Consider the following 24,810-nt stretch of genomic DNA (forward strand, 5'->3'; position numbering starts at 1 on the left):
CGCGGAGGAGGACCCGGTTGATAAATTACAGTACTGTATTGTAATTTTTCTGTATGACGCAGAAGGAACACCACCCTCCGCCCCACGCCGGCCGACCCCGTAGTACCGAGGCGGACGCGGCCATCCTCGAGGCCGCCGCCGACCTGTTGCTGGAGGAGGGGCTCGACGGCGTCAGTGTGGACCGGGTCGCCAGGCGGGCCGGCGTGAGCCGCCCGACCATCTACCGCCGTTACCCCGGGAAGACCGAGCTGCTCATCGCGGCGATTCACTGGGTGTACCGCTACCAGCCGGAGCAGGAACTGCCCGCGCCACGGGACTTGGAGGAGCTGCTCCGGTGGTGGGCGCTGGCGCTCGAGGGGCCGGAAAACGCCGGGATCCGCACGCTGACACTGCGGCTGTTGGGGGTGGGTCACGACCACCCCGAGTTCGCGGCCGCGTTCCGCGCCGTCAGTGTCGAGCCGCGCAACGCCATGGTCCGCGAGGTTCTCCTCCGCGAGCGGGACCGCGGTCGGTTTCCCGAGGACACCGACCTCGAGGTCGTCCGCAAACTACTCGCCGGCGCCGTCCTGATGCATCTGACCACCAACCCCCACGGCAGCACGGTGGAGGAGGCCGAACGGTTCTTCCTCGCGGTGCTGCGGGAGACGCGTTTCCAGCCGCTCGGTGTCGACCACTGAGCCACCGTCCGAAACCGCGAGCATCGAAGGAGCGTCACGATGACCGAGACCACACCTGGGACGGCGCCACTGCCGACGATCCGCCCCAATCCGTTCGACCCCCCGGAGGAACTCGCCCGCCTGCGCGACGAGAAGCCGATCAGCCGCCTGTCCTACTCCGACGGCCACGTCGGCTGGTTGGTGACGAGTCACACGTTGGTCCGCGAGGTCCTGGCGGACCAACGTTTCAGCGTCCGGGCCGACATACGGCACGATCCGTCTCCCGGCGCCGACCCCACTCCGGCGCGACCCGCCCCACGGGGGGTGTTCGTGGCGCACGACCCGCCGGAGCACACCCACTATCGCCGTCTGCTGACCGGCGAGTTCACCGTGCGCCGGATGCGACGGCTCACCGAACGCGTGGAGGAGATCACCAGCCACTACCTCGACGAGATGGAGCGACACGGGCCTCCGATCGATCTCGTGCGGGCGTTCGCGGCGCCGATCCCCGCCCTGGTGATCGGGGAACTCCTCGGCGTACCCGGCGACGCCGTGGACCGCTTCGAACGCGCCGTCGCGGCGGTGTTCCGGGTCGACGCCACACGCGACGAAAAGATGCGGGCCTACACCGAGATGCACGGTCTCCTCGCCGGCCTCGTGGAGAACAAGCGCGCCGAGCCAACGGACGACCTGCTCAGCGGCCTGGTCGCCGGGGGTGAACTCGAGGACGACGAACTCGTCAACATCGCGTTCATGTTGCTGGGCGCGGGCCTGGACACCACCGCCAACATGCTCGGGCTCGGAACGATGCTGTTGCTGCGCCACCCCGACCAGGTCGCCCGGCTGCGACGATCCCGAACAGGCCCCCGCCGTCGTCGAGGAGCTACTCCGCTACCTGAGTGTCGTCCCCTACACCGTCCGCACCGCCCTGGAGGACCTGGACCTGGGAGGGGAGCGGGTCCGGGCGGGGGAGACGGTGACCGTGTCGATCGCGGCGGCCAACCGTGACCCCGAGCGGTTCGACGCGGCGGACACCCCGGACACCCAGCGCTCCACCAGCGGTCACCTCGCCTTCGGCCACGGCATCCACCAGTGCCTGGGCCAGCAGCTCGCCCGCGTGGAGATGCACGTCGCGTTCTCCGCCCTCTTCGCCCGATTCCCGACCCTGCGACTCGCCGTCCCCGAAGAGGAGGTGCCCACCCGGGACGAGATGGCGATCTACGGTGTGCACCGGCTGCCCGTCACGTGGGAGAGCGAGGCGCCATGAGGCTGCGGACCGACCGGGAGGTGTGCGTCGGGGCGGGGATGTGCGCGCTCACCGCCCCCGAGGTGTTCGACCAGGACACTGAGCACGGCCGCGTCGTCCTGCGCACCGAGGAGCCCCCGACGGACAGTCAGCTCGCCGCCCGCCGGGCCGCCGACCTCTGCCCGGCGGGAGCGATCACCGTCGCCCCCTCCTAGTCCGGCGGCGCGGGGCGAGTTCGGTCATGACCGTCACATTCGTCTCCCGGCTGGTGTCCAACCGGTGACGCCCCCAATCACGGGGGTGTCACCGATTTGTTCACTGGCCGAAGGAGCGCGCGATCATGTCCGCCTATGTCATCCTCACCCTCGTCGCCGCCGCGATGGTCGGGTTCTCCGCCGGGGCGCTGTACCTGAACGCCAGCGTGGTCACCGCGGGTCTGGTGCGGTACGGGGTTCCCCGCTCCTGGTGGCCCTGGCTCGCCACGGCGAAGGCGCTGGGCGCGGTCGGGTTGTTGGTCGGTCTCGCCGTTCCCGCCGTGGGAGTCGCGGCCGGGATCGGCCTGGTGCTCTACTTCACCGGCGCCGTGGCCACGATCGTGCGGGCCCGTGTGTTCACCCACGTTCCCGTGCCGCTTTTCTACGCGGCCCCGGTCGTCGCGGCACTCGCCCTGGGAGTGACCGCCACCTGAGTGCCGTTTCGGCGCTCTTCCCCGGACGTTCGCCCCTGCGGGGGTGCGGGAGCGCGCTATGGTGACGCCTATGGACGACGACCCTGTGGTCCTCCCGCGCCCCCGGGGGTCGCTGGCGGACTGTGTGCGCCGAGGCCACGCCTACCGGCACCTGGAACTCGGGAACCCCCAAAGCTTCCGCCGGTGCGACCGCTGCGGCGCCCTCTCCCAAGCCAACCCCTGCGCCTGCGACGAGTGCGCCGAGTCCGACCGGACGGGATAACCGCATCCGTTGAGAGGTCCGGGTCCCACAGGCCGCGCTCAGCGTTCGTACACGCCGACGACGCGGTTCTGTTCGATGACCGCGTCACCGTAGTCGTCGAGGAAGTCCCGCAGGGACGGGGTTCCCTCGACTGGGCGGCTCAGGGCGTACACCCAGAAGTAGTAGTGGTGGGGACCGTGTCCGGCCGGGGGGCGGGGTCCGCCGTACCCCTGGTCGCCGAATCCGTTGTCGCCGGGGCGGAAACGCGCGTCCGCGTCGGGGCCGATCTCGGTGGTGTCGGCGGGCACCCCGTACAACGTCCAGTGCGTGAATCCCCACGGGCGCGGGGCGTCGGGGTCGTGACACACGATCGCGAGTTCGGCGGTTCCCTCGGGGACGCCGGTGACACGGAGGCGGGGAGCGAGATTCTCCCGGTCGCGGGCGTGCCGGTCCGCCATCCGGCCGTCCGCGGGGACGTCCGGGCTGGTGATCGTCAGGTCCTTGATATTCAGAGCCATGGGGGCCAACCTCCTTCGCCGCCCCAACCTAGCCCAGGGATCCCTTGGCCGTGGGCGGCGGCCCGGGGACGCCCAGGGCACTCCTGTTCAGCGGGCTGACTGGTGGGGCACCAGTCGGGTCGTGGTCGCGCGCGCCTGCGGAGTGACGACGGAGCCGACGATGTCCGGGGGATAGCGGTGATACTTCGCACGGTACGCCGCGTCGATCTCGTCGTCGATCGCGTGGTCGGCGTCGACGAGCGAGACGTCCTTCTCCAGACCGCCGACGTCGATGTGGGCCTCGTGGCGGTCCCGCGTGCCCTGGAACCAGCGCGCGGTCGGACCGTTGACGGCGCGCACGTACAGGTCGTCGCCGTGGCGCACCACCCACATGGTGGTCGGCCGACGCAGGGTGTCGTCGACCCGGAGCGACGCCAGGCGCAGCTCGTCGGTGTCGGCGATCCGGTCGATCTCGTCGCTGGTCCACGTGGCCATGGCGTCTCCTCCGCGTGTGGGGTCCCAGTGGGGCGGGACGGGTTCTCTCTTCCCCATGCCCGCTGACGGCCGGTCGCGCGTGATGGCCGTCTCCGTTCTCGGTAAAACCAGCCCCCGGGTCACCGGCCCGCGCTCGCCGGGACGGGTGTCGCCTGGGGGCCGGTCTCCAGCCCCAGTCGCGGGTTGCGTCCAGCGCGGATGCCGTTACCGATGACGAGCACTTCCGCGACCTCGTGCACGAGGACCACGGCGGCGAGGCCCAGTACGCCCAACAGTGCCAAGGGCATCAGGCCGACGATGATGGCGAGGGACAGCCCCACGCTCTGCCACATGATCGACCGAGAGCGTCGGGCGTGGGCGAGTACCCGGGGGAGATGTCGCAGGTCCTCACCCATCAGGGCGACGTCCGCCGTCTCGATGGCGACGTCGGTGCCCGCCGCGCCCATCGCGACGCCGAGGTCGGCGGTCGCCAGGGCAGGGGCGTCGTTGACACCGTCACCGACCATGGCGACCGGCCCGCCTCGCCGCAGGTCCTCGACGGCGCGCGCCTTGTCCTCGGGGCGCAGCGCGGCGTGCACCGCGTCGGCGTCGATACCGGCCCGTGTCGCCAGCGCCGCGGCGGTGGCGGCGTTGTCCCCGGTGAGCATCACCACGCGGTAGCCGGACCCGCGCAGGGACGCCACGACGTCCGGTGCCTCGGGGCGCAGCTCGTCGCGGACCGCGATGGCTCCCAGCAGAGTGGTGTCGCGCTCGACCAGGACGACGGTCGCGCCGGATCGCTGCATCCGCGCCACCTCCGCCGCCAGCGTGCCGGGGTCGAGCCAGCCGGGCCGGCCCAGGCGGACAGCACGCCCCCGCAGCGATCCGGTGAGCCCGGAGCCGACGACCGACTCGACGTCGGTGGCCCGCTCCGGTCCGTGTGGTGGGGAGTCCGCGGAGTTCGCGGCGGCGGCCACGATCGCGGAGGCGAGGGGGTGCTCGCTGCGCGCCTCCAAGGCGGAGGCGACGACGAGAACCTCCTCGCGCGTGTGACCCGGGGCGGCCACGGTCTCGATCACGGTGGGCCGATTGCGGGTCAGGGTTCCGGTCTTGTCCAACGCCACGGTCCGCACGCGGCCCATCGCCTCGAGCGCGGCGCCGCCCTTGACCAGGGTGCCGTGCTTGGTGGCGGCGCCGATCGCGGCGACCACGGTGACCGGAACGGAGATGGCCAGAGCACACGGTGAGGCCGCGACCAACACGACCAGCGCGCGTTCGATCCAGGTCACCGGATCACCGAGGAAAGAACCCACCGCAGCGATCAGTGCGGCGGCGATCATCACCCCGGGGACGAGTGGCCGGGCGACCCGGTCGGCCAGCCGCTGCCCCGTACCCCGGCGGGACTGCTCCGCCTCGACGATGGACACGATGCGGGCGAGGGAGTTGTCGGCGGCCGTGGCGGTCACGGCCACCTCCAGCGCGCCGGCGCCGTTGATGGATCCGGCGAGGGCCTCGTCGTCGGGACCGACCGCCACTGGGACCGACTCGCCGGTGATGGCGGAGGTGTCCAGAGCGCTCCGACCCGAGGTGACGGTCCCGTCGGTGGCCAGCCGTTCGCCCGGGCGAACCACCAAGGTGTCGCCGACGACGATCGCGGCGGGATCGACGTCCCTCTGGACGCCGGCCCGCAGTACGGTGGCCTTGGCCGGAACCAGGTCCAACAGCGCGCGCAGCCCCCTGCGGGCCCGCGCCACCGAGTACTCCTCCAGTCCCTCCGCGATGGTGTAGAGCACGGCCAGCATCGCGGCCTCGCCGACCTCGCCCAGCGCCACGGCTCCGACGGCGGCGACCGTCATCAACGTGCCCACACCGATGCGGCCCCGCGCCAGACGGCGCAGCGTGCCCGGGACGAACGTCCACCCGGCGACCGCGAGCGCGGCGGTGGTCAGGACCAGGCCCAGCGCGTCGGGAGCCCCCGCCCATCCGGCTCCGTATCCGGCCCCCAGCAGTGCCGCCGCGACGCCGGCGAACCGGATCTCTCGGACCTCCCACAGCCGGGCGGGGGCCGGCTCGCCCGTCGCGTCCGCGGACTCCTCGGCGTCGCAACCGCAGGCGTCACTCACCACCCGCTCCCGAGGCTCGGCTGTCGGTCCCGTAGTTGGGGCACAGCGCGACCGCGTTCCCCGTCGCCACCAGCACGACCTCGGCGGCGGCCAACAGCTCCAACAGTTCCGGTCTGGTCAGGGAGTAGAACACCTGGCGCCCCTCGGGGCGACCGTCGACCAGCCCGCAGTCCCGTAGACAGGCCACGTGCTTGGACACGGTGGACTGCGCGAGTCCCAACTGGTCCACCAGGTCGGCCACGCGCGCCTCGTCCTGGGCCAACCGTCGGACGATCGCGAGCCGGGTGCCGTCGGAGAGACTGTGGAACAGAGCCTCCGCGGCACCCAGGTCGTCGTCGTTTTCTTCGGGACACACCCCCGAATTTCTCATCGCCATACGGCGATCATATTCCGAACGGGCGATTGATTGCCACAGGTGCGTGGACACCGACCGCCGGACGGTTCCCCGCCCGGCCGGTCGACTCAGATCCGCTCGTCGTGGCGTACCACGCGGAGGAACGCGCGCCACTCCCGGTGGGAGACGCTGAGCTGGCCACGGTCGGGGTGCTGGGAGTCGCGGACCAGGACCCGGCGCGCCGCCGTGCGGCACTCGACGCAGTTCGCGTCCCCGCCGGTACTGAAACTGGATTTGGCCCACGTGTCGTCAAGCATCCTGCGTCTCCTTGAATCTGTCGTGATGAGGACAGGAGAGGAGCGCGCCGCACGGTTCGGGGGCCGCTGATACCCCTCACCCACACGAACCGGGACGATCAGGACCGTCGACCGCGAGCGGAAAGCTGGTGTCCCCGCCGGGGTTCGCGGGTGCCCACTCCCGACACCACGAACCCCCGACGTCACTCGCCACAACAGCCCCACGGCAGCGCTGACTCCACCACCACCTCATCCGCGCCAACGAGCGAACGGCTCCAGGGGGATACCGGAGATGCCTCCGCCGGAGCGTCGCGGTGCGGGACCACCCCCGCCACGGCGGAGGGTGAGTCCACCGACACAATGAAAGCACCACAAACCCGATGAGTGAAGAGAAACTCCGACGAGTGTGGAGAAACCGGAGGAATCGCCTCGGTCAGCGCGTGCCGATCGGAACGACCAGAGGGCCGGCCGTCACCGGGTCGGGAATGACGGTGCAGTCGAGGCCGAAGATCTCGGCCACCAGGCCGGGCGTGAGGACTTCGGCCGGCGGGCCGCTCGCCCGGATCTCACCCCCGCGCATCGCGACAAGGAGGTCCGCGTAGCGCGCGGCCATGTTCAGGTCGTGCAGCACCATCACCACGGTGCGCCCATGGTCGCGGTTGAGCGTGGCCACGAGGTCCAGCACCTCGATCTGGTGGGACAGATCCAGATAGGTGGTCGGCTCGTCGAGCAGGAGAAGATCGGTCCCCTGGGCCAGGGCCATGGAGATCCACGCGCGTTGGCGTTGGCCACCGGACAGTTGGTCCAGGGGGCGGGTCGCGAACTCCAACATGCCCGTCATCCCCAGCGCGTCGGCCACGACGTCGGCGTCCGTCGATGACCACTGGCGATACCACGCCTGGTGCGGATGGCGTCCGCGGGAGACGAGGTCGCCGACGGTGAGTCCCGGCGGGGCCTGCGGACTCTGCGGGAGAACGGCGATCGTGCGCGCCACTTCCCGCGGGGGAATGGAGGACAGGGGGCGCCCGTCCAGCGCCACCTGCCCGGACGTGGGACGCAGCAGCCGGCCCAACGCACGGAGCAGTGTCGACTTCCCACACCCATTGGGGCCGATGATCGCGGTCACCGCGCCGTCCGCGACCCCGAAGTCGAGGCGATCCACGACGACGTGGTCGCCGTAGCCGAGCGTGGTGGCCTCCGCGCGCAGACGTGGTCCGGCGGTGGCGAGAGTCGGTTCGGGTGTCACAGGCGGCCCTCCCGGTGCCGGGCGACGATCAGGTACATGAGGAACGGGGCGCCCAGGATCGCGGTGAAGATGCCCACCGGGAGCTGTGTGGGGGCGAACAGACCGGCCGCCACCTGGTCCGCCGCCAGGGTGAGGACACCCCCGAGCAGGGTCGCCGCCAGCAGCGGCGGCTGCGGGGTACGGCAGAGTCGCAACGCGATCTGGGGTGCCGCCAACGCCACGAAGGTGATGGGACCGGCGGCCGCCGTCGCCGCACAGGTGAGCAGGGCCGCGCCCACCAGCAGCCCGAGCCGCGCTCCGTTCACCCGCACGCCCAGGCCGCGCGCGGTGTCGTCCCCGAGACCGAGCGCGAACACGACACGTGCCGCCCCCAGGGACAGGGGAAGCAGTACGGCGAGCGCCACCGTGGCGGTCGCGACGCGGTCCCAGTCCGCCGCGTGCAGACTGCCGGTGAGCCATGTCTGCGCGCGGGCCGCGTCCTGCAGGTCGGTCCAGGTCAGAGCCCAGTAGACAAGGTTGCTGCAGACCAATGACGTGGCGACGCCGACCAGGAGCAGCCGGTTGCTCTGGACTCCGGACCGCCAGGACAGACCGAAGACGACCACCGCCGCCGCGAGCCCCCCGACGGCCGCCCCCATCGGTACCCCGACCTGGGCGACCGCGCCACTGATCCCGCCCGCGCTCCCGCCCAGCACGATCACGGCGACCGCACCCACCGACGCGCCCCAACCGATGCCCAGCGTGTCCGGGCTGGCCAACGGGTTGCGCGCGAGGCTCTGCAGGATCGCCCCGGCGAGCCCGAGCGCCGCGCCAACCAGCGCACCGGTCAACGCGCGGGGCATACGCAGCTCGAACACGACGAACCGTTGGCCACCGTCCCCGCCCCCCAGGAGGACCGCGAGGACGTCGGAGGTGCCCATCGGATAGTCGTCGAAGGACAACAACGCCCGCACGAACACCACCGCCAGGACCCCGACCAGCGCCGCGCACACCAGCGCGCCGCGCGGGTGCCACGCCCACGAGACACGGCCAACCCGCAGGACCCGCCGACCGGGCGGACGGTAGTCGCCGGTGGCCGGGGACGTCGACGCGGCGAGGTCGCCCGTGGGCTCGCTGGTGGCGGTCACGACGCGATCACCCGGCTCCTGCGGATCAGCACGATGAAGAACGGCCCGCCGAGGACCGCGAGCACGATCCCGACCTCGACCTCGCCGTTGCCCCGGATGACGCGTCCGATCACGTCGGCCACCAGGATGAGACAGGCACCCAGGAGCGTCGCGAACGGCAACAACCACCGGTGGTCCAGGCCCGTCACGGCGCGGGCGATGTGGGGAGCGGCGAGCCCGAGGAAGGCGATCGGTCCGGCGGCGGCCACTGCCGCGCCCGTCAGCAGCGCGACCCCGAGGACCCCGACCGCGCGGGTCAGTCGCACCCGCTGCCCCAGCGAGGTGGCGACGTCGTCGCCGAGGGCGAGCGCGTTCAGGCCGGGCGCGTTGGCCACGGCGAGGGCGAGCCCGGCCGCGACGAACGGCAGTACCTGCCACAGCACCTCCACCGGGCGTCCCGCGAGCGAGCCGACACGCCAGAACCGGTACACCTCGAGGCTGGCCTGGTCCAGGAGCACGATCGCCGAGGTGCAGCCGGTCAGAAGCGCCGTCATCGCCGCACCGGCCAGGACCAGCGTCACGGGGGTGGGGCCCCGGCTGCCAGCGGAGGCGACGGCGAACACCACGGCGGCCGTGAGCCCGGCGGCGCCGATGGCCAGCCAGATGTATCCGGTCAGTTCCGTGATGCCGAACAGGTACACGCCCAGCACTACGCCCAACGCCGCTCCGGAGCTCACCCCGAGGAGACCCGGTTCGGCGATGGGGTTGCGGGTGTGGCTCTGCATCAGGACGCCGGCCGCGCCCAGGGCGGCCCCGACCACGATCCCCAGCGCGGTGCGGGGAACGCGCAGCGACCACACGACGGTGGATGCCTCCCCGCCGTCCGGCGCCGTCAGCGCCGCCCACACCTCGGCCGGCGCGAGCGTCCTACTGCCGAACAGGACGCCCGCGGCGACGCATAGCGCCAACAGGACGACCAGCGCGGCCAGGCCAAGGGGACGCCGCACGCGCGGTGACCCGAACGAACGCGCCATCCCCGGCGCCGCGGGGGACGCGGCGGGATCGGCCAGTGTCACGGTCGGTGGCTCCTTGTCCAGGCCACGGGAGGGCGGAGAGCGACCCTCGTCTCATTTGCGGGCCACGTGTGGACATATGCGGTCACAGGCCCACATACTTCCTGATCGCGGATGATTATCTTAGGCAAGACAAACCTAACTCATTGCCGTGTCATTCCTCGACTCAGGAAAGGGTCACCATGCCCTCAGCTCGTCACCACCTGCCGGTCGCCGGCGGCGTGATCGCCCTCCTCCTCACCGCGGCGTGCGGGACGGACGCCGAAGGCGACGAAACCCCCGCGGGCGACGGGGACTACCCGCTCACGGTCGAACACGCGATGGGGGAGACGGAGATCCCCGAGGTCCCGGAGACGGTGGTCGCACTCGACACTACCTATCTCGACTCCGCCATCGCGCTGGAGGCCGAGGTCATCGGCCGCACCGACTACGCCGACAGCGGCGATATCCGGGACTACCTCGGCGAGGACGGACAGACCTACGCCGGCGACGCCGAGGTGGTGGGCACGCTCGAGGCGCCCGACCTCGCCGCCATCGCCGCGTTGGAGCCGGACCTGATCCTCTCGGCGAAGGTGCGGCACGAGGACGTCTACGACCAGCTCGACGCCATCGCCCCCACCGTGTTCTCCGAGACCACCGGGGCCACGTGGAAGGAGAACCACCTGCTGGCGGGCGAGGCCCTGGGCCGCTCGGACCTCGCACGGGAGCAGGTCGACGACTACGAGGAACGCGCCGCCGCCCTCGGCGAGGAGATCGCCGCGGCCAACGGTGGCGACATGCCGACGATGACCCTCGCCCGCTTCGCCGGCGAGCCCACCGTGCGGCTCTACGCCCCCGAGTCCTACCCCGGGATCATCCAGGCCGACGTGGGACTGGGGATTCCGGAGGAAGCTCCCGATGCCGCCGAGGGTGAGATCGCGGTGAACCTGAGCCAGGAGGAGATCCTGGACCTCGACGCCGACCACATCATGGTCTCCACCTGGGACGACGGCGCCGGGGAGTCGGAGGAGAAGGCGCAGGACTTCACCGGGAACCCGCTGTGGTCCCAGTTGGAGGGGGAGCAGCACGAGGTGAACGACGAGGTGTGGGTCAGCTCCGTGAGTCTCCCCGGGGCCAACAGCGTCCTCGACGAGATCGCCGACCTGTTCGACGTCCAGGCCTGACCGCCCGGGGCTCGTCACCCCACCACCGCACCACCACGTGGGCGCGACCCGTCTCGGGTCGCGCCCACGGTCATGTCCGCCGAACCCCGCGCAGCCGCTCCGGTACGGCCCGCAGGAGTGGCGCGGGGTACGCCCGGGTCGTCCTCTCCCGCGAACTCATTGGTTGACAGATATCTGATATCTGAACTAATAATCTCCTAACGCGAGAGGAAGGTCACACATGACGGTCCCCCCACGGCGTCTCGCAGTCGCGTCCGCCTTCGTTGTCGGTCTCTCCCTCATCCACACGCCCGCCGCACACGCCGACTCGGCAGGCCCGGACCCGGTGGTCGTCTTCGAGTCCGGCACCGAGGGCTACGACACGTTCCGAATCCCCGCCATCACCCAAACCGACGACGGCACCCTGCTGGCGTTCGCCGAAGGACGGACGGACAGCGGCAGCGACCACGGAGACATCGACCTCGTCCTTCGCCGCTCCCACGACGACGGACGCACCTGGGGGGCACTCCAGGTCGTCGGCGACAACGGTCCCAACACGTTCGGTAACCCCGCTCCCGTCGTGGATCCCGCCTCTGGCGACATCGTGCTCCTCACGACGCACAACGCCGGTGAGGCCACCGAGGCCGAGATCATGCGCGGTGAAGTCACCGACGCCCAGACCCGACGCGTCCACCTGCAACGCAGCACCGACGACGGGGAGACCTGGTCGGAGCCGGAGGACATCACCGACGACGCGAAGCTGCCCGAGTGGCGGTGGTACGCCACCGGTCCGGGGCACGGCATCGCCCTGGAGGCGGAGCCGCACACGGGACGCCTCGTCATCCCCGCCAACCACTCGACCAGCCCCGACCCCGACACCGACGACACCGGCGCCGAGGACCACCACTACGGCTCCCACTCCCTCTACAGCGACGACGGCGGACGCACCTGGGACATCGGGGGTGTCGACACACCGATGGAGGGCGTCGTCAACCCCAACGAGAACACCGCGGTGGAACTCGCCAACGGTGACGTGTACTTCAACGTCCGGGACCAGAACGGTTCCAGCGACGGTGCCCGCGCCGCCACGATCAGCACCGACGGGGGCGCGTCGTTCGCCTCCCCCTTCGCGACCGTTCCCGACCTGGTGGCACCCCCGGTCCAGGGATCGGTCCTGCGCCTCAACGTCAACGCCAACGACCTGGTCGTCTTCTCCGCCCCCGGGGAGCCCGACGCGCGGCGCCGGCTGGCCCTGCGCGTCAGCTCCGACGACGCCCAGAGCTGGGAGGAGCGGGTGACCGTGTTCGACGGGCCCGTCGCCTACTCCGACCTCACCACAACCGGCGGTCAGCACCTCGGTGTGCTCTTCGAGAACGGCGACGAACGGTCCTACGAACGCATCACCTACACGGCCGTCCCGTTCGGGCAACTGAGGGCACCCGCGAACTGACCCAGACGAGACAACCAGGCACACCGCGTGCCTGAGCGACAGCGATCGGAGCTGAGCCCACTGTGAGAGTCCCCCTGTTCCGCCAGGCCCAGGAGAGGCTGCGCCAACACATCCTCGACCACGGGCTCAGCCCCGGCGACCCTCTGCCCTCAGAGGGTGAGCTGGCGGAACAGTTCGAGGTGAGCCGCGCCTCGATGCGCGAGGCGACCCGAAGCCTCGAGTCGCTCGGAGTGATCGAGTCCCGTCACGGCAAGGGGCTCTACGTCGGGCAGTTCTCCTTCGCGCCGATCCTGGAACAACTGCCCTACGGGCTGCTCCTCAACGACGTGTCCTTCCGTGAGGTCCTGGAAGTGCGCCACGCCCTCGAGGAGCAGCTCATCCTCAAGGCGAGCAAACTCCTCACCGAGAAGGACCTGCGCGATCTCGGGGAGATCGTGCAGCGCATGCGCGACGAACAGGTGGACGGACGCCCACCGCCCGAGGTCGACTGGGAGTTCCACCAGCGCCTGTTCACGCCCCTGGGCAACCAGCTCGTCCTCGACATGATCGACATCTTCTGGCGGCTGTACAACCGCATCGGGGAACAACTACCGGGCCAACACCCCCACGCTGTCGAGGTACACGCCGACATCGTCGACGCCCTGGCGACCGGCGACCCCACGGCCATCACCACAGCGGTCACCCGCCACTTCGTCGCCATCGAGCAGGCCGTCGAAGTCCACGAAGCCCGTTCCACCGCGACCGACGACAAGGAGCACCCCCACTCGTGAGAGGGATCCTCCCGGCCCTGATGACCGGCTACGACGCCGACGGCGAGGTCGACACCCGCGCCACCCAAGCGCTGGTGGACCATCTCCTCCACGCCGGCGTGCACGGGCTGTTCGTCGGCGGCACCTCCGCCGAGGGCGTCGCCCAGTCGGTTGCGGAGCGCGAACACCTGCTCTCCGCCTCCATCGGCCACGTCGCCGGCGCGGTTCCGGTCGTCGCCCACGTCGGCACGCTCGCCACCCGCACCACCGTGGAACTCGCCCGGCACGCCCAGCGGTCCGGCGCGGCCGCGGTCGCCGCGGTCACCCCGTTCTACTTCGAGCTGAACGACGCCGCGCTGGCAGACCACTACCGGGCGCTCCACGCGGCGGTGGACGTGCCGGTGTACCTCTACCACATCCCCTCCCTGACCGGCCGATCCCTCGAAAGCGCGTGGATCCTCGACCTCGCGCACGAGGGAGTCATCGCCGGCATGAAGTACAGCGCCGACGACCTCGAGTTCCTGCGTCAGGTGACCACGCACGCCCCCGAGGGGTTCGTGGTACACAACGGCGCCGACGACGTGCTCATGGACGGGCTGTTGAGCGGCGCCGTCGGTGGCGTGGGGTCGTCCTACAACGTGATGCCGGAACTCTACGTCGCCCTCTTCGAGGCCGTAAGGGAGGGCCGCACCGACGACGCCCGCGCGGCGCAGAACGCCGCGAATGCCGTCCTCGCCACCTTGCGCAACTACAACTTCCTGGCCTTCCTGCGCGAGGTCCTGCACCTCCAAGGGATCGACCTGGGCGTGAGCCGCAGACCCCTGCCCGCGCTCACCGAGGCGGAACGAGCCGACATCACCGCCTGGCTCGACACCGCCCCCGCCGCGGTCGTGGCGCGAGCGACGCCCGACCGTGCCGCAGCCGTGCGACAGACACGGCGCCTCCCGGACCAGTAACGGAAGCTGGTGAAAGCCACATGATCACCCCCCACCCCTCGGCTCCTCGCACCGAAACCCCGCGGCGGGGGCCGCACCGTACGCCGCGCGGCGGCGCCCTCCTCGCGGCGGGAGCCCTGCTCCTCACCGCGTGCTCCAACGGTGGCGCCCAGGAGGACGCCGACCTCGAGGAGGCGTCGGCCGACCTCCAGGTGGTCTGGCCGGGGACCTCCGACGTCGAGATGGCCGTGGCCGAGGACTTCCAGGCCGACATCGCCGAGATCAACGAGGACGTGCGCCTGGAGTACGACTACATGTCCTGGGACGACATGCAGGACCAGCTGGCCATCCAGATCCAGGCGGGCAACCCGCCCGACGTCACCATGACCCAGGACGTCACCGACCTGGTGCGCCTCGGCGGTCTCATGGAGCTCGACGACAACCTCGCGGAGAGCTCCCTGGACGCCGAGGAGTTCCGGCCCGGGACGTTGGAGTACACCACCAGGGACGACAGCCTCTACGCGCTGCCCTACCTCGCCCAGGCCTTCACGTTGATCGTCAACGAGGACCTGCTGGCCGACGCGGGTCTGGAAGTCGAGGACCTACAGACCTGGGAGGAGCTCGAAGAAGCCGCCGAGGCGATGACGACCGACGATACCTACGGCTTCGCGTTCCCCATGGGGGAGGCCCGCTTCGCGTTCCGCGGGATGATGACCGCCGCCTACAGCAACGACCTCCTCATGGACGACACCGGGCCCGAGTTCGAGGAGCGCTGGGTCGAGCTGCTGGACCACCTGGACACGCTGCGGGAGTACCGACCCAACGCCGACGCCACATGGGATTACTCCGACATGTTCCGGGCCTACGCCAACGGTGAGGTCGGGATGATTCCCGCGGGGACCTTCTTCACCGCCAACGTCTACGAGCTCAATCCGGACATCGTCGGGGCGTCCCGCCAGCTCGCCTACCCCCGTGGGCCCTCCGCGGAGGAGACACGTGCCCCCGTCTCCACGGTCGGCTACGGCGTCTTCGCCGACAGCGACACCCCCAACCTGTCCTGGCAGATCGTGCAGCGACTCGTCGACGACGAGTGGGTCGCCCGGCAGGCGGCGGTGGTACACGTGCCCGCGCGCGACACCGTGACGATGGACGACATCCGCCCCCAGATCGAGGAGGTCTACCCGGACGCGGTCGAGGGGCAGGAACAGCAGATCACCGACGCGATGGAGCTCATCGACTCAGACGGCGTCCCGCTGGAGCCGGTCGTCGGCCAGTCCGCGATGGAGCCGGAGGTCCAGGAGGTGCTGCGAGACCTCAGCGACGGCGACATCGCCAGCGACGAGGCCTACGCACTGCTGATGGAGCGCATCACCGAGGTTCAGGAGAACCAGGATTGAGCGGCGTCGCGATGGCTGACGCGCCCCCCGACCGGGGAAGCCAGCACACCCGGCGCGTCCGGCGCGGCGGAGCCGGTGTCCGGTTCCGCCGCTGGTTCCACCAGCGTGGCTTCTGGCTCATGCTCATGGCGCCCGTCCTACTGTACCTCCTCCTCGCCCAGTACTACCCGCTGAGCGAGACGGTGCGGCTGAGCTTCTTCGACCATAGGCTGACCAGCCCGGAGCCACAGCGCTTCACCGGTTTGGACAACTACCGCCAACTGTTCTTCGAGGACCGTGTCTTCTGGTCCATCGTCGGCAACAGTCTCATCTGGGTTCTGGGGTCGACCGGGCTTCAGCTCGCTACCGGCACCCTGTTCGCGGTCGTCCTGAACCAGTCGGTGCGGCTCCGCGGACTGTGGCGGGGCCTGCTCATGGTCCCCTGGGTCATGCCCGTGGTCGTCGTCGCCATCGTGTGGCGGTGGATCTTCGACGGCGAGTTCGGGCTCGCCAACCACTATCTACTCCAGGCCGGAATCCTCTCCGAACCGGTCGTGTGGCTGGGCTCCGAGACCTGGGTGTGGGTCGTGTTGTTGCTCGCCGGCGTCTGGATGGGCACCCCGTTCGTGACGCTCCTCGTCCTCGCCGCGCTCCAAGGCATCCCGGACGCGGTCCTGGAGGCGGCCGACGTCGACGGTGCCTCCAGGTGGCAGCGCTTCTGGTTCGTCATCCTGCCGATGTTGCGCCCGACCCTCTTCATCGCCGGCATGATCGCGCTGGTGGTGACGTGGTTCAAGTTCGAACTCATCTGGGCGTTGACCAACGGCGGACCGGGGTTCGCCACCAGCATCCTGCCCACCTACGTGTACTCGCGGGCGTTCCAGGACTTCGACTTCGGACTCGCCGGAGCGGTCGCGACGACCGCGATGGTGATCGTCGTGCTGGTGGCCGGACTGGTCGCGGGCCTGTTCGCGAGGAGGCGAGGCTGATGACCCACCAGCAGGGAAACGTGGTCGTCCGGTACGGATCGCTGGCCCTGGTCATGGGCTTCATCCTGTTGCCGGGACTGTGGCTGCTCGTCTCCTCCTTCGAGTCCAACCGGACCCTCTTCGCCTCCGAACCCACGTGGTGGCTGGAGGACGGCACCCTGGAGAACTACGCGTGGGCGATCGGTGGCCGGGGCCTCGACATCGGCGGGCTGATGGTCAACTCACTGATCGTGTGCGCCCTCACCGCGCTCATCACCGCGATCTTCGCCTGCCTCGCCGGCTACGGCCTCGCCCGCTACCAGGGGTGGGGCGCCCGGATCGCGATCGTCGTCCTGCTCGTCGCCCAGATGGTGCAGGGCCCGATGATCACGCTGCCGTGGTACCAGATCGCGATGAACCTGGACCTCCTGGACACCCGAACCATCCTCGTCCTCGTGTACCAGACCATCACCCTGCCGGCGGCGGTCTGGCTGATGAGCGGCTTCTTCCGCAGCATCCCCCGCGACCTCGAGGACGCCGCCTACGTCGACGGCGCCTCCCGCCTGCGAACCCTCATCACCGTGGTCCTCCCCCTGGCGAAACCGGGAATCACCGCGATCGCCCTCTACGCCTTCATCCTCGCCTGGAACGACTACCAGTACGCCCTCATATTCACCAGCACCCCCGGCACCCGCACCGTCCAGATCGGCATCGCCCAAGTCATGGCCAGCCTCGGCGCCACCAACTGGGGAGGCATCCTCGCCGCCGGAGTCCTCGCCGTCATCCCCGTCATCGTCCTGTTCGCCCTCGCCCAACGCACCCTCATCCAGGGCCTGACCAGCGGAGCGGTGAAGCACTGAGCCAGGGAGAAGGACGCCGGTACGATCGATACCCGCAGGTTCGCCCCCCTGGCCCCCGAGAAGATGCGTCGGGCCAGGGGACGATCGGGGGGTGTTACGTCGACGGGGTGGGGCTGGCCGTGGAGTCGTCGGCTACCTGGATCACGCCGCGGGCGGCGAGGTCGGCGATGGTGGTGTCGTCGAGGCCCAGCTCCTCGCGGAGGATTTGTTGGGCGTGGGCGTTGGGGGCCGCGCCGGGGTGGCGGATGGAGCCGGGGGTGGCGCTCAGGCGGGCGATGAGGCCCTGCATCCGGACGGGGCCCAGGGTCGGGTGGTCGACCGAGGTCACGCTTCCGCGCTCGTTGAAGTGCGGGTCGTCGCTGATGTCGGCGATGGAGTAGACCGGGCCGACGGTGGCGCCGACCTCGTCGAAGGTCGCGAGCACCTCGTCGTTGTCGCGCTCGGCGATCCACGAGGCGATGGCCTCGTCCAATTCGTCGCGATGGGCGATCTTGCCGGCCATGTCGTCGAACCACGGGGCGTCGGCGAGGTCGTCGCGTCCGACGGCGCGCATGATGCGCTTGCCGGTGACCGTCGTGGCGCCCGACAGCGCGACCCACCGGCCGTCACGGGTCTGGTAGCAGCCCCGGGGGACGGTGAAGGCGGTCCGGTTGCCCTGGCGCTCGGGGACCAGACCAAGTTGGTCGTAGGCGGTGGTCTGGGCACCGAGAATCCAGAACAGGGGCTCGTAGATGGACATGTCCACGACCTGTCCCTCGCCGGTGCGCTCCGCGTGCCGCAACGCGGTCATCGTCGCGAAGGCTCCCGCCACCGCGGTCACACCGTCCGCGAGCGGCCACTGCGGCAGCAGCGGTGACCCCTCGGGCGTGCCGTTGGTGTCGGCGAACCCGGAGATCGCCTCGGCCAGGGTGCCGAAGCCGGGCCGGGAGCGATAGGGCCCGGTCTGACCGAAGCCCGAGACCCGCACCACCACCAGGCGGGGGTTGATCTCCCACAGGCTCTCCGGGGAGAGACCCCACTTCTCCAGGGTGCCCGGGCGGAAGTTCTCGACGAACACGTCCGCGTCCGCCAGGAGCCGACGCACCAGGTCGGCGCCTCGCGGCTCGGACAGCGAGAGGGAGATGGTCCGCTTGTTGCGGTTGGCCACCGCCCACCACAGCGACTCGCCGTCCTTGTGCCACGCCCAGTTCCGCAACCCGTCGCCCCGTGGGTGCTCGACCTTGATCACGTCGGCGCCGTAGTCACCGAGCAACGTCGCGAGCATGGGGCCGGCGTAGATGGTGGCGGCGTCCACCACCCGCACTCCGTCGAGGGGCCCGTGGTGGGCGTTCCGGGGCACCGATTCCTGGTGCGTTTCAGACATCCGGTCGAGGAACCTTTCTTCGCGTCAGGTGAGGAAGGGGAGAAGGAAGGACAGGAGGAGCAATACGAGGGCCCCACCGATTCGGCTTGAGACCTGCATGAACGGCATCAGTTCGAGACGGTTCGAGGCGCTCACGACGGCGACGTCGCCGGTACCGCCCATGTCGGTGGTGCCCAGACCCACGGCGACCGAGGTCTCGACGAAGTACATGCGCACGAGCCACCCGGCGATGCCGGCGATCAGTGTCGCGGTGAGGACGCCGACCGCGGTGAGTGCGAGGTGGGCGGGGTTGGAGAGCAAGGAACCGAGCATGCTGAGGTCAAGCAACGAGACCCCGATACCGACCAGGAGGGCGGGGGTGAGCCGGCCGGCGACGAAGCCGTACCAACCGCCAACGGCCTCGGTCATGAACTCGGGCAGGATGTTGAAGATCTTGAGTAGTGCGGCGGCGAGGATCGTCCAGGCGTAGCCGTGCACCTCGGGCACGAAATGGTTGATGATCTGGCCGAAGATGAACAGCGCTCCGGTGAGGGCGAGCCCGACGGCCATCGGACCGAAGAACGCCCCGGTCGGACGTGGCGGTACCCGGAAGTCGTCGGAGGATTTGCTGCCACCACGGACCAGCACTCCCTGCCCGTCGAAACCGGGAAAATACTGTCGATGCTTCTTCGTGAGGCCACCCCAGACTCCGGCGATGAGAATCGCCAGTGTGTTGGCGACCACGACGGCCGGGACAAGGCGTGACATGTGATCGGCGGAGGACCCGTCCAGCGCGGCGGCGTACATCTCCGACATCGGAACGGCGCCGGCCCCGATGCCGCCTCCGACAACCGGGGCCGCGACGAACAGGATCGCGTCACGGAAGCCGAACCCGAAGAGGGCGCCGAGACCGCCGACGACCGCGAACACCGACAGGATGACCGTGACCAGAGGGAAGGCGTAGCGTGCGCCCGCCTTGATGAGCAGTGCGCGCGGCATGGTGAGGATGCTGCCGGCGATCAGCGATCCGACGTAGAAGTCGAGGAACCCGCTCTCGGTCGTGAAGTCCTCAATCACAACCGCCAGATTCGAAGGGAACGCGTTGACCAGCATCAATACTGGCGGAAGGAGGATACACAGCAATGTTGGAAGACCGAAGTCGCGCAGGACGGGAACGCGTTCACCGATCCAGTACAGCAGGTTTCCGATCAGTACCACCGCGGTGAAGCCGACGATCATGGTCGACTCGAGGGCCCCGATGGCGACAGCGACCGCGAGAACGGCGAACAACGCCACGAACCACGGCCAGGGGAGTCCCATGATGCGACGAGCGTCGTCCGGTGACTCTATGGGGGAGTCCGGCACGCTCTTGGGGGGCGCATCCTGTTTCATCGTCTACTCCTGGAAGAACATCAGCGTTCTACTGACCTCTCGCGGTCATCGCTCCCACGGGGCGCGGAGAGGGTGAGGGCGTATCGGGCGAGGTCATGAACCGGAACGGTCGGTCGGAGCATGTGTATCACAAGTTTGATCAAATGAGAATGCATCGCGTTCGTGGCCGAACGAGAAGGGTGAGGGGGGTCGGCGGTCAGCCGATCCGCGGGGGAGGCGAGTCCGGGGTCCTCCTCCCCGTCGTCCTGTTGGGGGCTCGGAGACGGGTTCTCCCCCCGTTGACACTTGTCCCTGGTCGATGCGTCAATACGAGGACAGCGGGCGCCAAGGCCACATCGCGACCCGGAGCGCGGGCGAGCTCGTCGACGGCGCCAAGGAGGGGCCCGAACGTGGGGATGGAGGGCGTGCGGCCGAGCCATCGTTCCACGGCAACGCTGCGTCAATTTAATATAATCTCCGCTCCTGAACGTGGCGAAGCACCGCGTGGGAGCCGTGACGGGACTGGGCCGAGGAGGCCGATTGAGCGAGAACGCCCCCTATGACATCGCTGTTCTCCGTGGGGACGGAGTGGGGCCCGAGGTGGTCGACGAGGCGTGCAAAGCACTGGACGCCGCCGTCGCGACCGTGCCCGGGCTCGCCCTCACCGTCACCGAGTGGGAGGCCGGCGTCGGCCTCTACGCGCGGACCGGAGAGGCGCTACCGACGGAGACCTACGACGCCGTCCGCGCGGCCGACGCCACGCTGCTCGGCGCGATGGGACTGCCCGACGTCCGCGCCGAGGACGGGACGGAGATCCAGGGGCGGGTGACCATCGGGCTGCGCACGTCCCTCGGCCTGTACGGCGGGATCCGGCCCATCAAGCTGTACCCGGGCATCACCCCCAGGATCGACGCGCTGGGACCGGTCGACCTCGTCGTGGTCCGGGAGAACACCGAGGGGCTCTTCGCGTCCTTCGACGGCGGTGCCGGGATCGCCGACCACGTCGTGGGCGACACCGCGCTGATCAGTCGGGCGGGCACCGAGCGCGTGACCCGGCGCGCCTTCGAGCTCGCGGCGGCGCGACCGGGGCGCCCCTCGGACGGGACACCTCTCGTCACCTGTGTGGACAAGGCGAACATCTTCCGCTCCCAGGCGTTCTTCCGTCGGGTGTTCACCGAGGTCGCCACCGGCGAATACCCGTCCGTCCCCCACGAGTTCGCCCTGGTGGACGCGCTCTCGCTGTCGGTCCTGCAGCGACCGGAGACCTACGACGTGCTCGTCACCGAGAACATGTTCGGCGACATCATCTCCGACCTGGCGACCGTCCTGATCGGCGGTCTGGGGATGGCCCCCTCCGGTGACGTCGGGGACCGCCACGCCCTGTTCCAGCCTTCGCACGGCTCGGCACCCGACCTCGTCGGTCGGGGTGTCGCCAACCCGCTCGCCACCGTGCTGTCCGCCGCCATGATGTTGGACTGGCTCGCCGACCGACACGACGACCCCGCCGCCCGCGCCGCCGCGCGGATGGTCGACGACGCCGTCGCCACCGTCACCGCGCACGGCACGGTGACCCCCGACCTGGGGGGACGCGCCTCCACAGTGGAGGTCGGCGACGCGGTGGCCGCGGTCATCCGGGAGTCGCCGGTCCCCAACGTCTGAGCCCGGCCGCCCCTCGATCCACCCACCCGCAGGAGAAGTGCGGTGGCCCGCCGGGACGCCGTCGCCGCGCCGCCTCACTCGTACTCACGCACTGGAGAGAACGATGCCCCCGACCACCCCCAGCACCGCCGAACTCACCCGCCGGTTGCGCACGGTGCTGTTCGTCCCCGGAGACCGCCCGGACCGCATCCCCAAGGCCGCGGCCAGCGGGTCCACCGCCATCGCCATCGACCTCGAGGACGCCGTCGCGGAGTCCCGCAAGGAGGAGGCCCGCCAGCACACGGTGGACGCCATCACGGCCCTGCCCACCGACGGACCACTCGTCGCGGTCCGGGTCAACGCGCCCGACACCGGCCTCGCCGACGGCGACGTCGCCGCCCTTGCCGACGTGCTCCACCGCGTCGACGCGGTCATCGTGCCGATGAGCAGCGCCCCAGAGCAGGTTCGCCACGTCTCGGGCCTACTGGCCGACGCCGAGGAACGGGCCGGCGTCGCCCCGGGACGCGTCCGGCTGATCCCCCTGGTCGAGACGGCGCGCGGGATCCTCGACGCCCGCGAAGTCGCCGCCGCCGACCCGCGCGTCCTGACGATGTCCTTCGGCCCGGCGGACCTCTCCCACGAGCTCGGCGTGGTCCCCACCGCCGAGGGGGGCGAACTCGCCGTGGCCCGGTCCCTCCTGGTCCTGGCAGCCGCGGCCGCGAACCTGCCCCGGCCGATCGACGGCCCCCACCTGGACCTCGACGACGAGGCCGGACTCCGTGTGTCGGCACGCCGGGCCCGCGCCCTGGGCTTCGCCGGCAAACAGGTCATCCACCCCCGCCAGATCCCGGTGGTCGCCGACGTCTTCGCGCCGACGGCCGACGAGGTGGCGTGGGCCCGTCGGGTGGACGAGGCGTTCGGCGCGGCCGAGCGAACGGGGGTGTCGTCCATCCGCCTGGAGGACGGGACCTTCGTCGACTATCCGATCGCGGCCCGGGCGCGCGCCATCCTCGCCGAAGCGCGATAATCACTTCCCATCGACGCTCGGTGTCCCACCCACGCGGGGCACCGAGCGAGCCCGACCCACCAGCGGGCGGACGTCATCAGGCGCCGGCCGGCCTCGTCGATTACGCGCCCTGGACTAAGGTCGAAGGTCATAACCGTGGTGCGTCCGACGAGGGGGGAATCGAAGTTGGCCCAGCGGCGTGCGTCGACCTCGCCCACCAAGGCCGAGGAAGCCTTCACCACCATCCGGCAGCGGATCGCGCGCGGGGAGCTTCCCGGCGGCGCGAAACTCACCCTGCAGGCCCTGTCCACGGACCTGCGGATGAGTCTGACGCCGGTCCGTGAGGCGCTGCGTGTCCTGCAGGCGCACGGGTTGGTCGAGTACCGGCCACACCATGGGCACGTGGTGACGCGCTACTCGCTGCGCCGCGCGGAAGAGGTGTACCTCCTGCGCACCACCCTGGAGCCCATCGCGGTGGAACTCGCGGCGGAACGGATGACCGACGACAGACTCGCCGAGATCCGGTCCCTGCACGAGGAGTTCTGCGCCGTCGCCAACCGCGAGGGCGTCGGTCATGGCGCGGTCGTGGACCTGAACGCGTTGTGGCACCGGAAGATCTACGAGGCCGCCGACACCGTCTACCTGGAGGACTTCGTCGACCGGCTCTGGACGGGAATGCCGTACCAGGCCATCTGGTCGGTGGAGCGCCGCCACGAGTCGGTCACTGACCACGAGGCCGTCATGGCCGCCCTCGGCGACCGCCACGGAGAACTCGCCGCCGCCGCGATGCGCACGCACATCCTGCGCAGCCAACGCGCGACGATCAGCCATCTCCGCGACATCGGGGCCCCCGAGCGGTAGGGCGTTGGCTCGCGCCGTGGCCTCCACGATCGATCGTCGGGAGTGTCAGCGATCCGCGCCGAGGAATTCGGGAAGCTCAGCGCCCAGGGCGGCGCGAACCCGCTTCGTGTCGCCTTCCAAGGCGCCCTGGTAGGGCCAGCGCAGGCGGGTGGGCAGCGGTGTCCAGCCACCCGCGGCCGCGAGCAGTTTGTCCAGGGCGGCGTTGCAGAGGCCGCGCTCACGGGCCAGTGGGGTGATGTGACGTGTCAGGAAGGATCGCAGCCGGCGTTCGGTGTCGATCGCGGTGGGATCGGCCCGACCGATGCGGTGCCCCCACTCCACGGCCGCGGTCGGACTGAGGCAGGCGACGTTGGAGTAGGAGCCCGCGGCGCCGCGTACGGTCCCGGACGCCAGCTCGTGTCCTGGGACGAAGACGGCGACCCGACCGCACAGGCCCGGGGTGCCCAGGACGCCGGTGTCCCCGACCTTCACGCCGACGACCTCCGTGACCCGCGCGCAGACCTCCTCCAGTTGTGCGCCGGTCAGGGCCCGCTTGGCGTGCGGGGGGTTGTAGAGCACCAGGGGTACCGGGGCCGTCGCGGCGGCCACGACCCGCAGGTAGTCGAGCGCTTCGGTGGGCGAGACCGGGAACCAGTCCGGCAGGATGACCTGGATGGCTCCCGGCGCCAGCTCCTTGGCGCGGCGCGCCCGGTCCAGGGCGACTTGCGGACTGGCGTGGGTCGCGCCGATCTGGAAACGGACCCCGGCGGCGGAACACCGTTCGGCAACGAGGAGGGACAGCCGGTCGAACTCCTCCTCGGTCTGCGCCCAGAACTCGCCCGCCGACCCGTTGGTGTACACACCGTCGACCCCGGCGGCGAGCAGACGGTCGACCTGGGTGGCGAGCGCGTCCCAGTCCACCCGGTCCCGGTTGTCGAGGGGGAGCAGCGCGGTGGCCCAGGTGCCGGTGAGATCGTCGGTGTGTAGGGGGGTCATGCGGTCAGCGTCGCATCGTCGCTTCGTCCCACGCCAGGGCCCTGTCGGGCGTAGGGGAGCGTGACGGGGAAGTGTGTGGCGACCGAGAAGTGGAGAGACTTACCACGGGTGATCCGGCCGCCCGTTTTGTCCGGTCCGAGAGAAACGGGATCCCCCC

27 protein-coding genes are annotated in these 24,810 nt (G+C 70.3%); 16 read left to right on the forward strand and 11 right to left on the reverse strand.

Annotated elements, in window-relative coordinates; translation table 11 throughout:
• Positions 1-53: 53 nt before the first annotated feature.
• The 6 genes from J4H86_RS26645 (at position 54) to J4H86_RS26665 (ending at position 2,852) form a co-directional block, all read left to right on the forward strand.
• Complete coding sequence (locus J4H86_RS26645; RefSeq protein WP_236541053.1) at positions 54-677, forward strand: TetR/AcrR family transcriptional regulator; 624 nt, start codon at positions 54-56, stop codon at positions 675-677.
• 39 nt (positions 678-716) lie between these two features.
• A complete protein-coding gene (locus tag J4H86_RS26650; RefSeq protein ID WP_330932547.1) occupies positions 717-1,664 on the forward strand; it encodes a cytochrome P450 family protein in 948 nt (315 codons plus the stop codon).
• Positions 1,585-1,923, forward strand: a complete 339-nt coding sequence (locus J4H86_RS27510) for a cytochrome P450 (protein WP_330932544.1) — start codon at positions 1,585-1,587, stop codon at positions 1,921-1,923. Before J4H86_RS26650 ends, J4H86_RS27510 begins: the two co-directional genes overlap by 80 nt.
• Complete coding sequence (locus tag J4H86_RS26655; RefSeq protein WP_236541054.1) at positions 1,920-2,117, forward strand: ferredoxin; 198 nt, start codon at positions 1,920-1,922, stop codon at positions 2,115-2,117. The genes J4H86_RS27510 and J4H86_RS26655 overlap by 4 nt, the downstream gene beginning before the upstream one ends.
• 125 nt (positions 2,118-2,242) lie before the next feature.
• A complete protein-coding gene (locus J4H86_RS26660; RefSeq protein ID WP_330932460.1) occupies positions 2,243-2,590 on the forward strand; it encodes a DoxX family protein in 348 nt (115 codons plus the stop codon).
• A 70-nt stretch (positions 2,591-2,660) separates the two neighbouring features.
• Positions 2,661-2,852 carry a hypothetical protein gene (locus J4H86_RS26665; protein ID WP_236541055.1) on the forward strand — a complete coding sequence of 64 codons (192 nt, stop codon included), beginning with the start codon at positions 2,661-2,663 and terminating at the stop codon, positions 2,850-2,852.
• Positions 2,853-2,890: 38 nt separating this feature from the next.
• Here J4H86_RS26665 and J4H86_RS26670 read toward each other — a convergent pair whose 3' ends face one another.
• The 8 genes from J4H86_RS26670 to J4H86_RS26705 all read right to left on the reverse strand — a co-directional run bounded on the left by J4H86_RS26670 (position 2,891) and on the right by J4H86_RS26705 (position 9,983).
• Positions 2,891-3,349, reverse strand: a complete 459-nt coding sequence (locus tag J4H86_RS26670; protein ID WP_236541056.1) for a YbhB/YbcL family Raf kinase inhibitor-like protein — start codon at positions 3,347-3,349, stop codon at positions 2,891-2,893.
• An 87-nt stretch (positions 3,350-3,436) separates the two neighbouring features.
• Positions 3,437-3,823 carry a DUF2255 family protein gene (locus tag J4H86_RS26675; protein WP_236541057.1) on the reverse strand — a complete coding sequence of 129 codons (387 nt, stop codon included), beginning with the start codon at positions 3,821-3,823 and terminating at the stop codon, positions 3,437-3,439.
• Between the two features lie 119 nt (positions 3,824-3,942).
• Entirely contained in the window at positions 3,943-5,925 is a 1,983-nt protein-coding gene (locus tag J4H86_RS26680; protein WP_236541058.1) for a heavy metal translocating P-type ATPase, read from the reverse strand.
• The gene (locus J4H86_RS26685) at positions 5,918-6,301 is read right to left on the reverse strand and encodes an ArsR/SmtB family transcription factor (RefSeq protein ID WP_394356424.1); all 384 of its coding nucleotides are present in this window, start codon (positions 6,299-6,301) and stop codon (positions 5,918-5,920) included. The genes J4H86_RS26680 and J4H86_RS26685 overlap by 8 nt, the downstream gene beginning before the upstream one ends.
• A gap of 86 nt (positions 6,302-6,387) precedes the next feature.
• Positions 6,388-6,576: a DUF397 domain-containing protein gene (locus tag J4H86_RS26690; RefSeq protein ID WP_236541059.1), complete on the reverse strand. Its 189-nt coding sequence runs from the start codon at positions 6,574-6,576 to the stop codon at positions 6,388-6,390.
• Between the two features lie 412 nt (positions 6,577-6,988).
• Positions 6,989-7,801, reverse strand: coding sequence for an ABC transporter ATP-binding protein (locus J4H86_RS26695; protein ID WP_236541060.1), 813 nt, complete (start codon positions 7,799-7,801; stop codon positions 6,989-6,991).
• Positions 7,798-8,928: a FecCD family ABC transporter permease gene (locus J4H86_RS26700; protein WP_236541061.1), complete on the reverse strand. Its 1,131-nt coding sequence runs from the start codon at positions 8,926-8,928 to the stop codon at positions 7,798-7,800. The genes J4H86_RS26695 and J4H86_RS26700 overlap by 4 nt, the downstream gene beginning before the upstream one ends.
• Positions 8,925-9,983 (reverse strand): FecCD family ABC transporter permease, encoded by a 1,059-nt coding sequence (locus J4H86_RS26705; RefSeq protein WP_394356425.1) that lies wholly within the window; start codon positions 9,981-9,983, stop codon positions 8,925-8,927. The genes J4H86_RS26700 and J4H86_RS26705 overlap by 4 nt, the downstream gene beginning before the upstream one ends.
• A 179-nt stretch (positions 9,984-10,162) precedes the next feature.
• On the opposite strand from J4H86_RS26705, the gene J4H86_RS26710 reads away from it, so the two are divergent.
• The 7 genes from J4H86_RS26710 (at position 10,163) to J4H86_RS26740 (ending at position 17,460) form a co-directional block, all read left to right on the forward strand.
• On the forward strand, positions 10,163-11,143 hold the full coding sequence (locus J4H86_RS26710; protein WP_236541062.1) for an ABC transporter substrate-binding protein: 981 nt from the start codon (positions 10,163-10,165) through the stop codon (positions 11,141-11,143).
• Between the two features lie 220 nt (positions 11,144-11,363).
• Positions 11,364-12,572, forward strand: coding sequence for a sialidase family protein (locus J4H86_RS26715; RefSeq protein ID WP_236541063.1), 1,209 nt, complete (start codon positions 11,364-11,366; stop codon positions 12,570-12,572).
• 62 nt (positions 12,573-12,634) lie between these two features.
• Positions 12,635-13,342: a FadR/GntR family transcriptional regulator gene (locus J4H86_RS26720; RefSeq protein ID WP_236541064.1), complete on the forward strand. Its 708-nt coding sequence runs from the start codon at positions 12,635-12,637 to the stop codon at positions 13,340-13,342.
• A complete protein-coding gene (locus J4H86_RS26725) occupies positions 13,339-14,277 on the forward strand; it encodes a dihydrodipicolinate synthase family protein (protein WP_236541065.1) in 939 nt (312 codons plus the stop codon). Before J4H86_RS26720 ends, J4H86_RS26725 begins: the two co-directional genes overlap by 4 nt.
• 20 nt (positions 14,278-14,297) lie before the next feature.
• Positions 14,298-15,653, forward strand: coding sequence for an ABC transporter substrate-binding protein (locus J4H86_RS26730; protein ID WP_236541066.1), 1,356 nt, complete (start codon positions 14,298-14,300; stop codon positions 15,651-15,653).
• A gap of 11 nt (positions 15,654-15,664) precedes the next feature.
• Complete coding sequence (locus J4H86_RS26735) at positions 15,665-16,621, forward strand: carbohydrate ABC transporter permease (protein WP_236541067.1); 957 nt, start codon at positions 15,665-15,667, stop codon at positions 16,619-16,621.
• Positions 16,621-17,460, forward strand: coding sequence for a carbohydrate ABC transporter permease (locus J4H86_RS26740; protein WP_236541068.1), 840 nt, complete (start codon positions 16,621-16,623; stop codon positions 17,458-17,460). The genes J4H86_RS26735 and J4H86_RS26740 overlap by 1 nt, the downstream gene beginning before the upstream one ends.
• Positions 17,461-17,554: 94 nt before the next feature.
• On the opposite strand, the gene J4H86_RS26745 is transcribed toward J4H86_RS26740, so the two are convergent.
• Both J4H86_RS26745 and J4H86_RS26750 read right to left on the reverse strand, forming a co-directional pair.
• Positions 17,555-18,823, reverse strand: a complete 1,269-nt coding sequence (locus J4H86_RS26745; protein WP_236541069.1) for a CaiB/BaiF CoA transferase family protein — start codon at positions 18,821-18,823, stop codon at positions 17,555-17,557.
• 24 nt (positions 18,824-18,847) lie between these two features.
• Positions 18,848-20,194 (reverse strand): 2-hydroxycarboxylate transporter family protein, encoded by a 1,347-nt coding sequence (locus J4H86_RS26750; RefSeq protein WP_236541070.1) that lies wholly within the window; start codon positions 20,192-20,194, stop codon positions 18,848-18,850.
• A 519-nt stretch (positions 20,195-20,713) separates the two neighbouring features.
• Between J4H86_RS26750 and J4H86_RS26755 the strand changes: the two genes are divergently transcribed.
• From J4H86_RS26755 to J4H86_RS26765, 3 genes are all read left to right on the forward strand, one after another.
• Entirely contained in the window at positions 20,714-21,832 is a 1,119-nt protein-coding gene (locus J4H86_RS26755) for an isocitrate/isopropylmalate dehydrogenase family protein (protein WP_236541071.1), read from the forward strand.
• A gap of 103 nt (positions 21,833-21,935) precedes the next feature.
• On the forward strand, positions 21,936-22,838 hold the full coding sequence (locus tag J4H86_RS26760) for an HpcH/HpaI aldolase/citrate lyase family protein (RefSeq protein WP_236541072.1): 903 nt from the start codon (positions 21,936-21,938) through the stop codon (positions 22,836-22,838).
• A gap of 165 nt (positions 22,839-23,003) precedes the next feature.
• Entirely contained in the window at positions 23,004-23,678 is a 675-nt protein-coding gene (locus tag J4H86_RS26765) for a GntR family transcriptional regulator (protein ID WP_236541073.1), read from the forward strand.
• A 45-nt stretch (positions 23,679-23,723) separates the two neighbouring features.
• Here J4H86_RS26765 and J4H86_RS26770 read toward each other — a convergent pair whose 3' ends face one another.
• Positions 23,724-24,653, reverse strand: a complete 930-nt coding sequence (locus J4H86_RS26770; RefSeq protein ID WP_236541074.1) for a dihydrodipicolinate synthase family protein — start codon at positions 24,651-24,653, stop codon at positions 23,724-23,726.
• Positions 24,654-24,810 lie beyond the last annotated feature (157 nt).

Origin of the sequence: Spiractinospora alimapuensis (assembly GCF_018437505.1) — a bacterium.
In the GTDB taxonomy this organism is placed as follows: domain Bacteria; phylum Actinomycetota; class Actinomycetes; order Streptosporangiales; family Streptosporangiaceae; genus Spiractinospora; species Spiractinospora alimapuensis.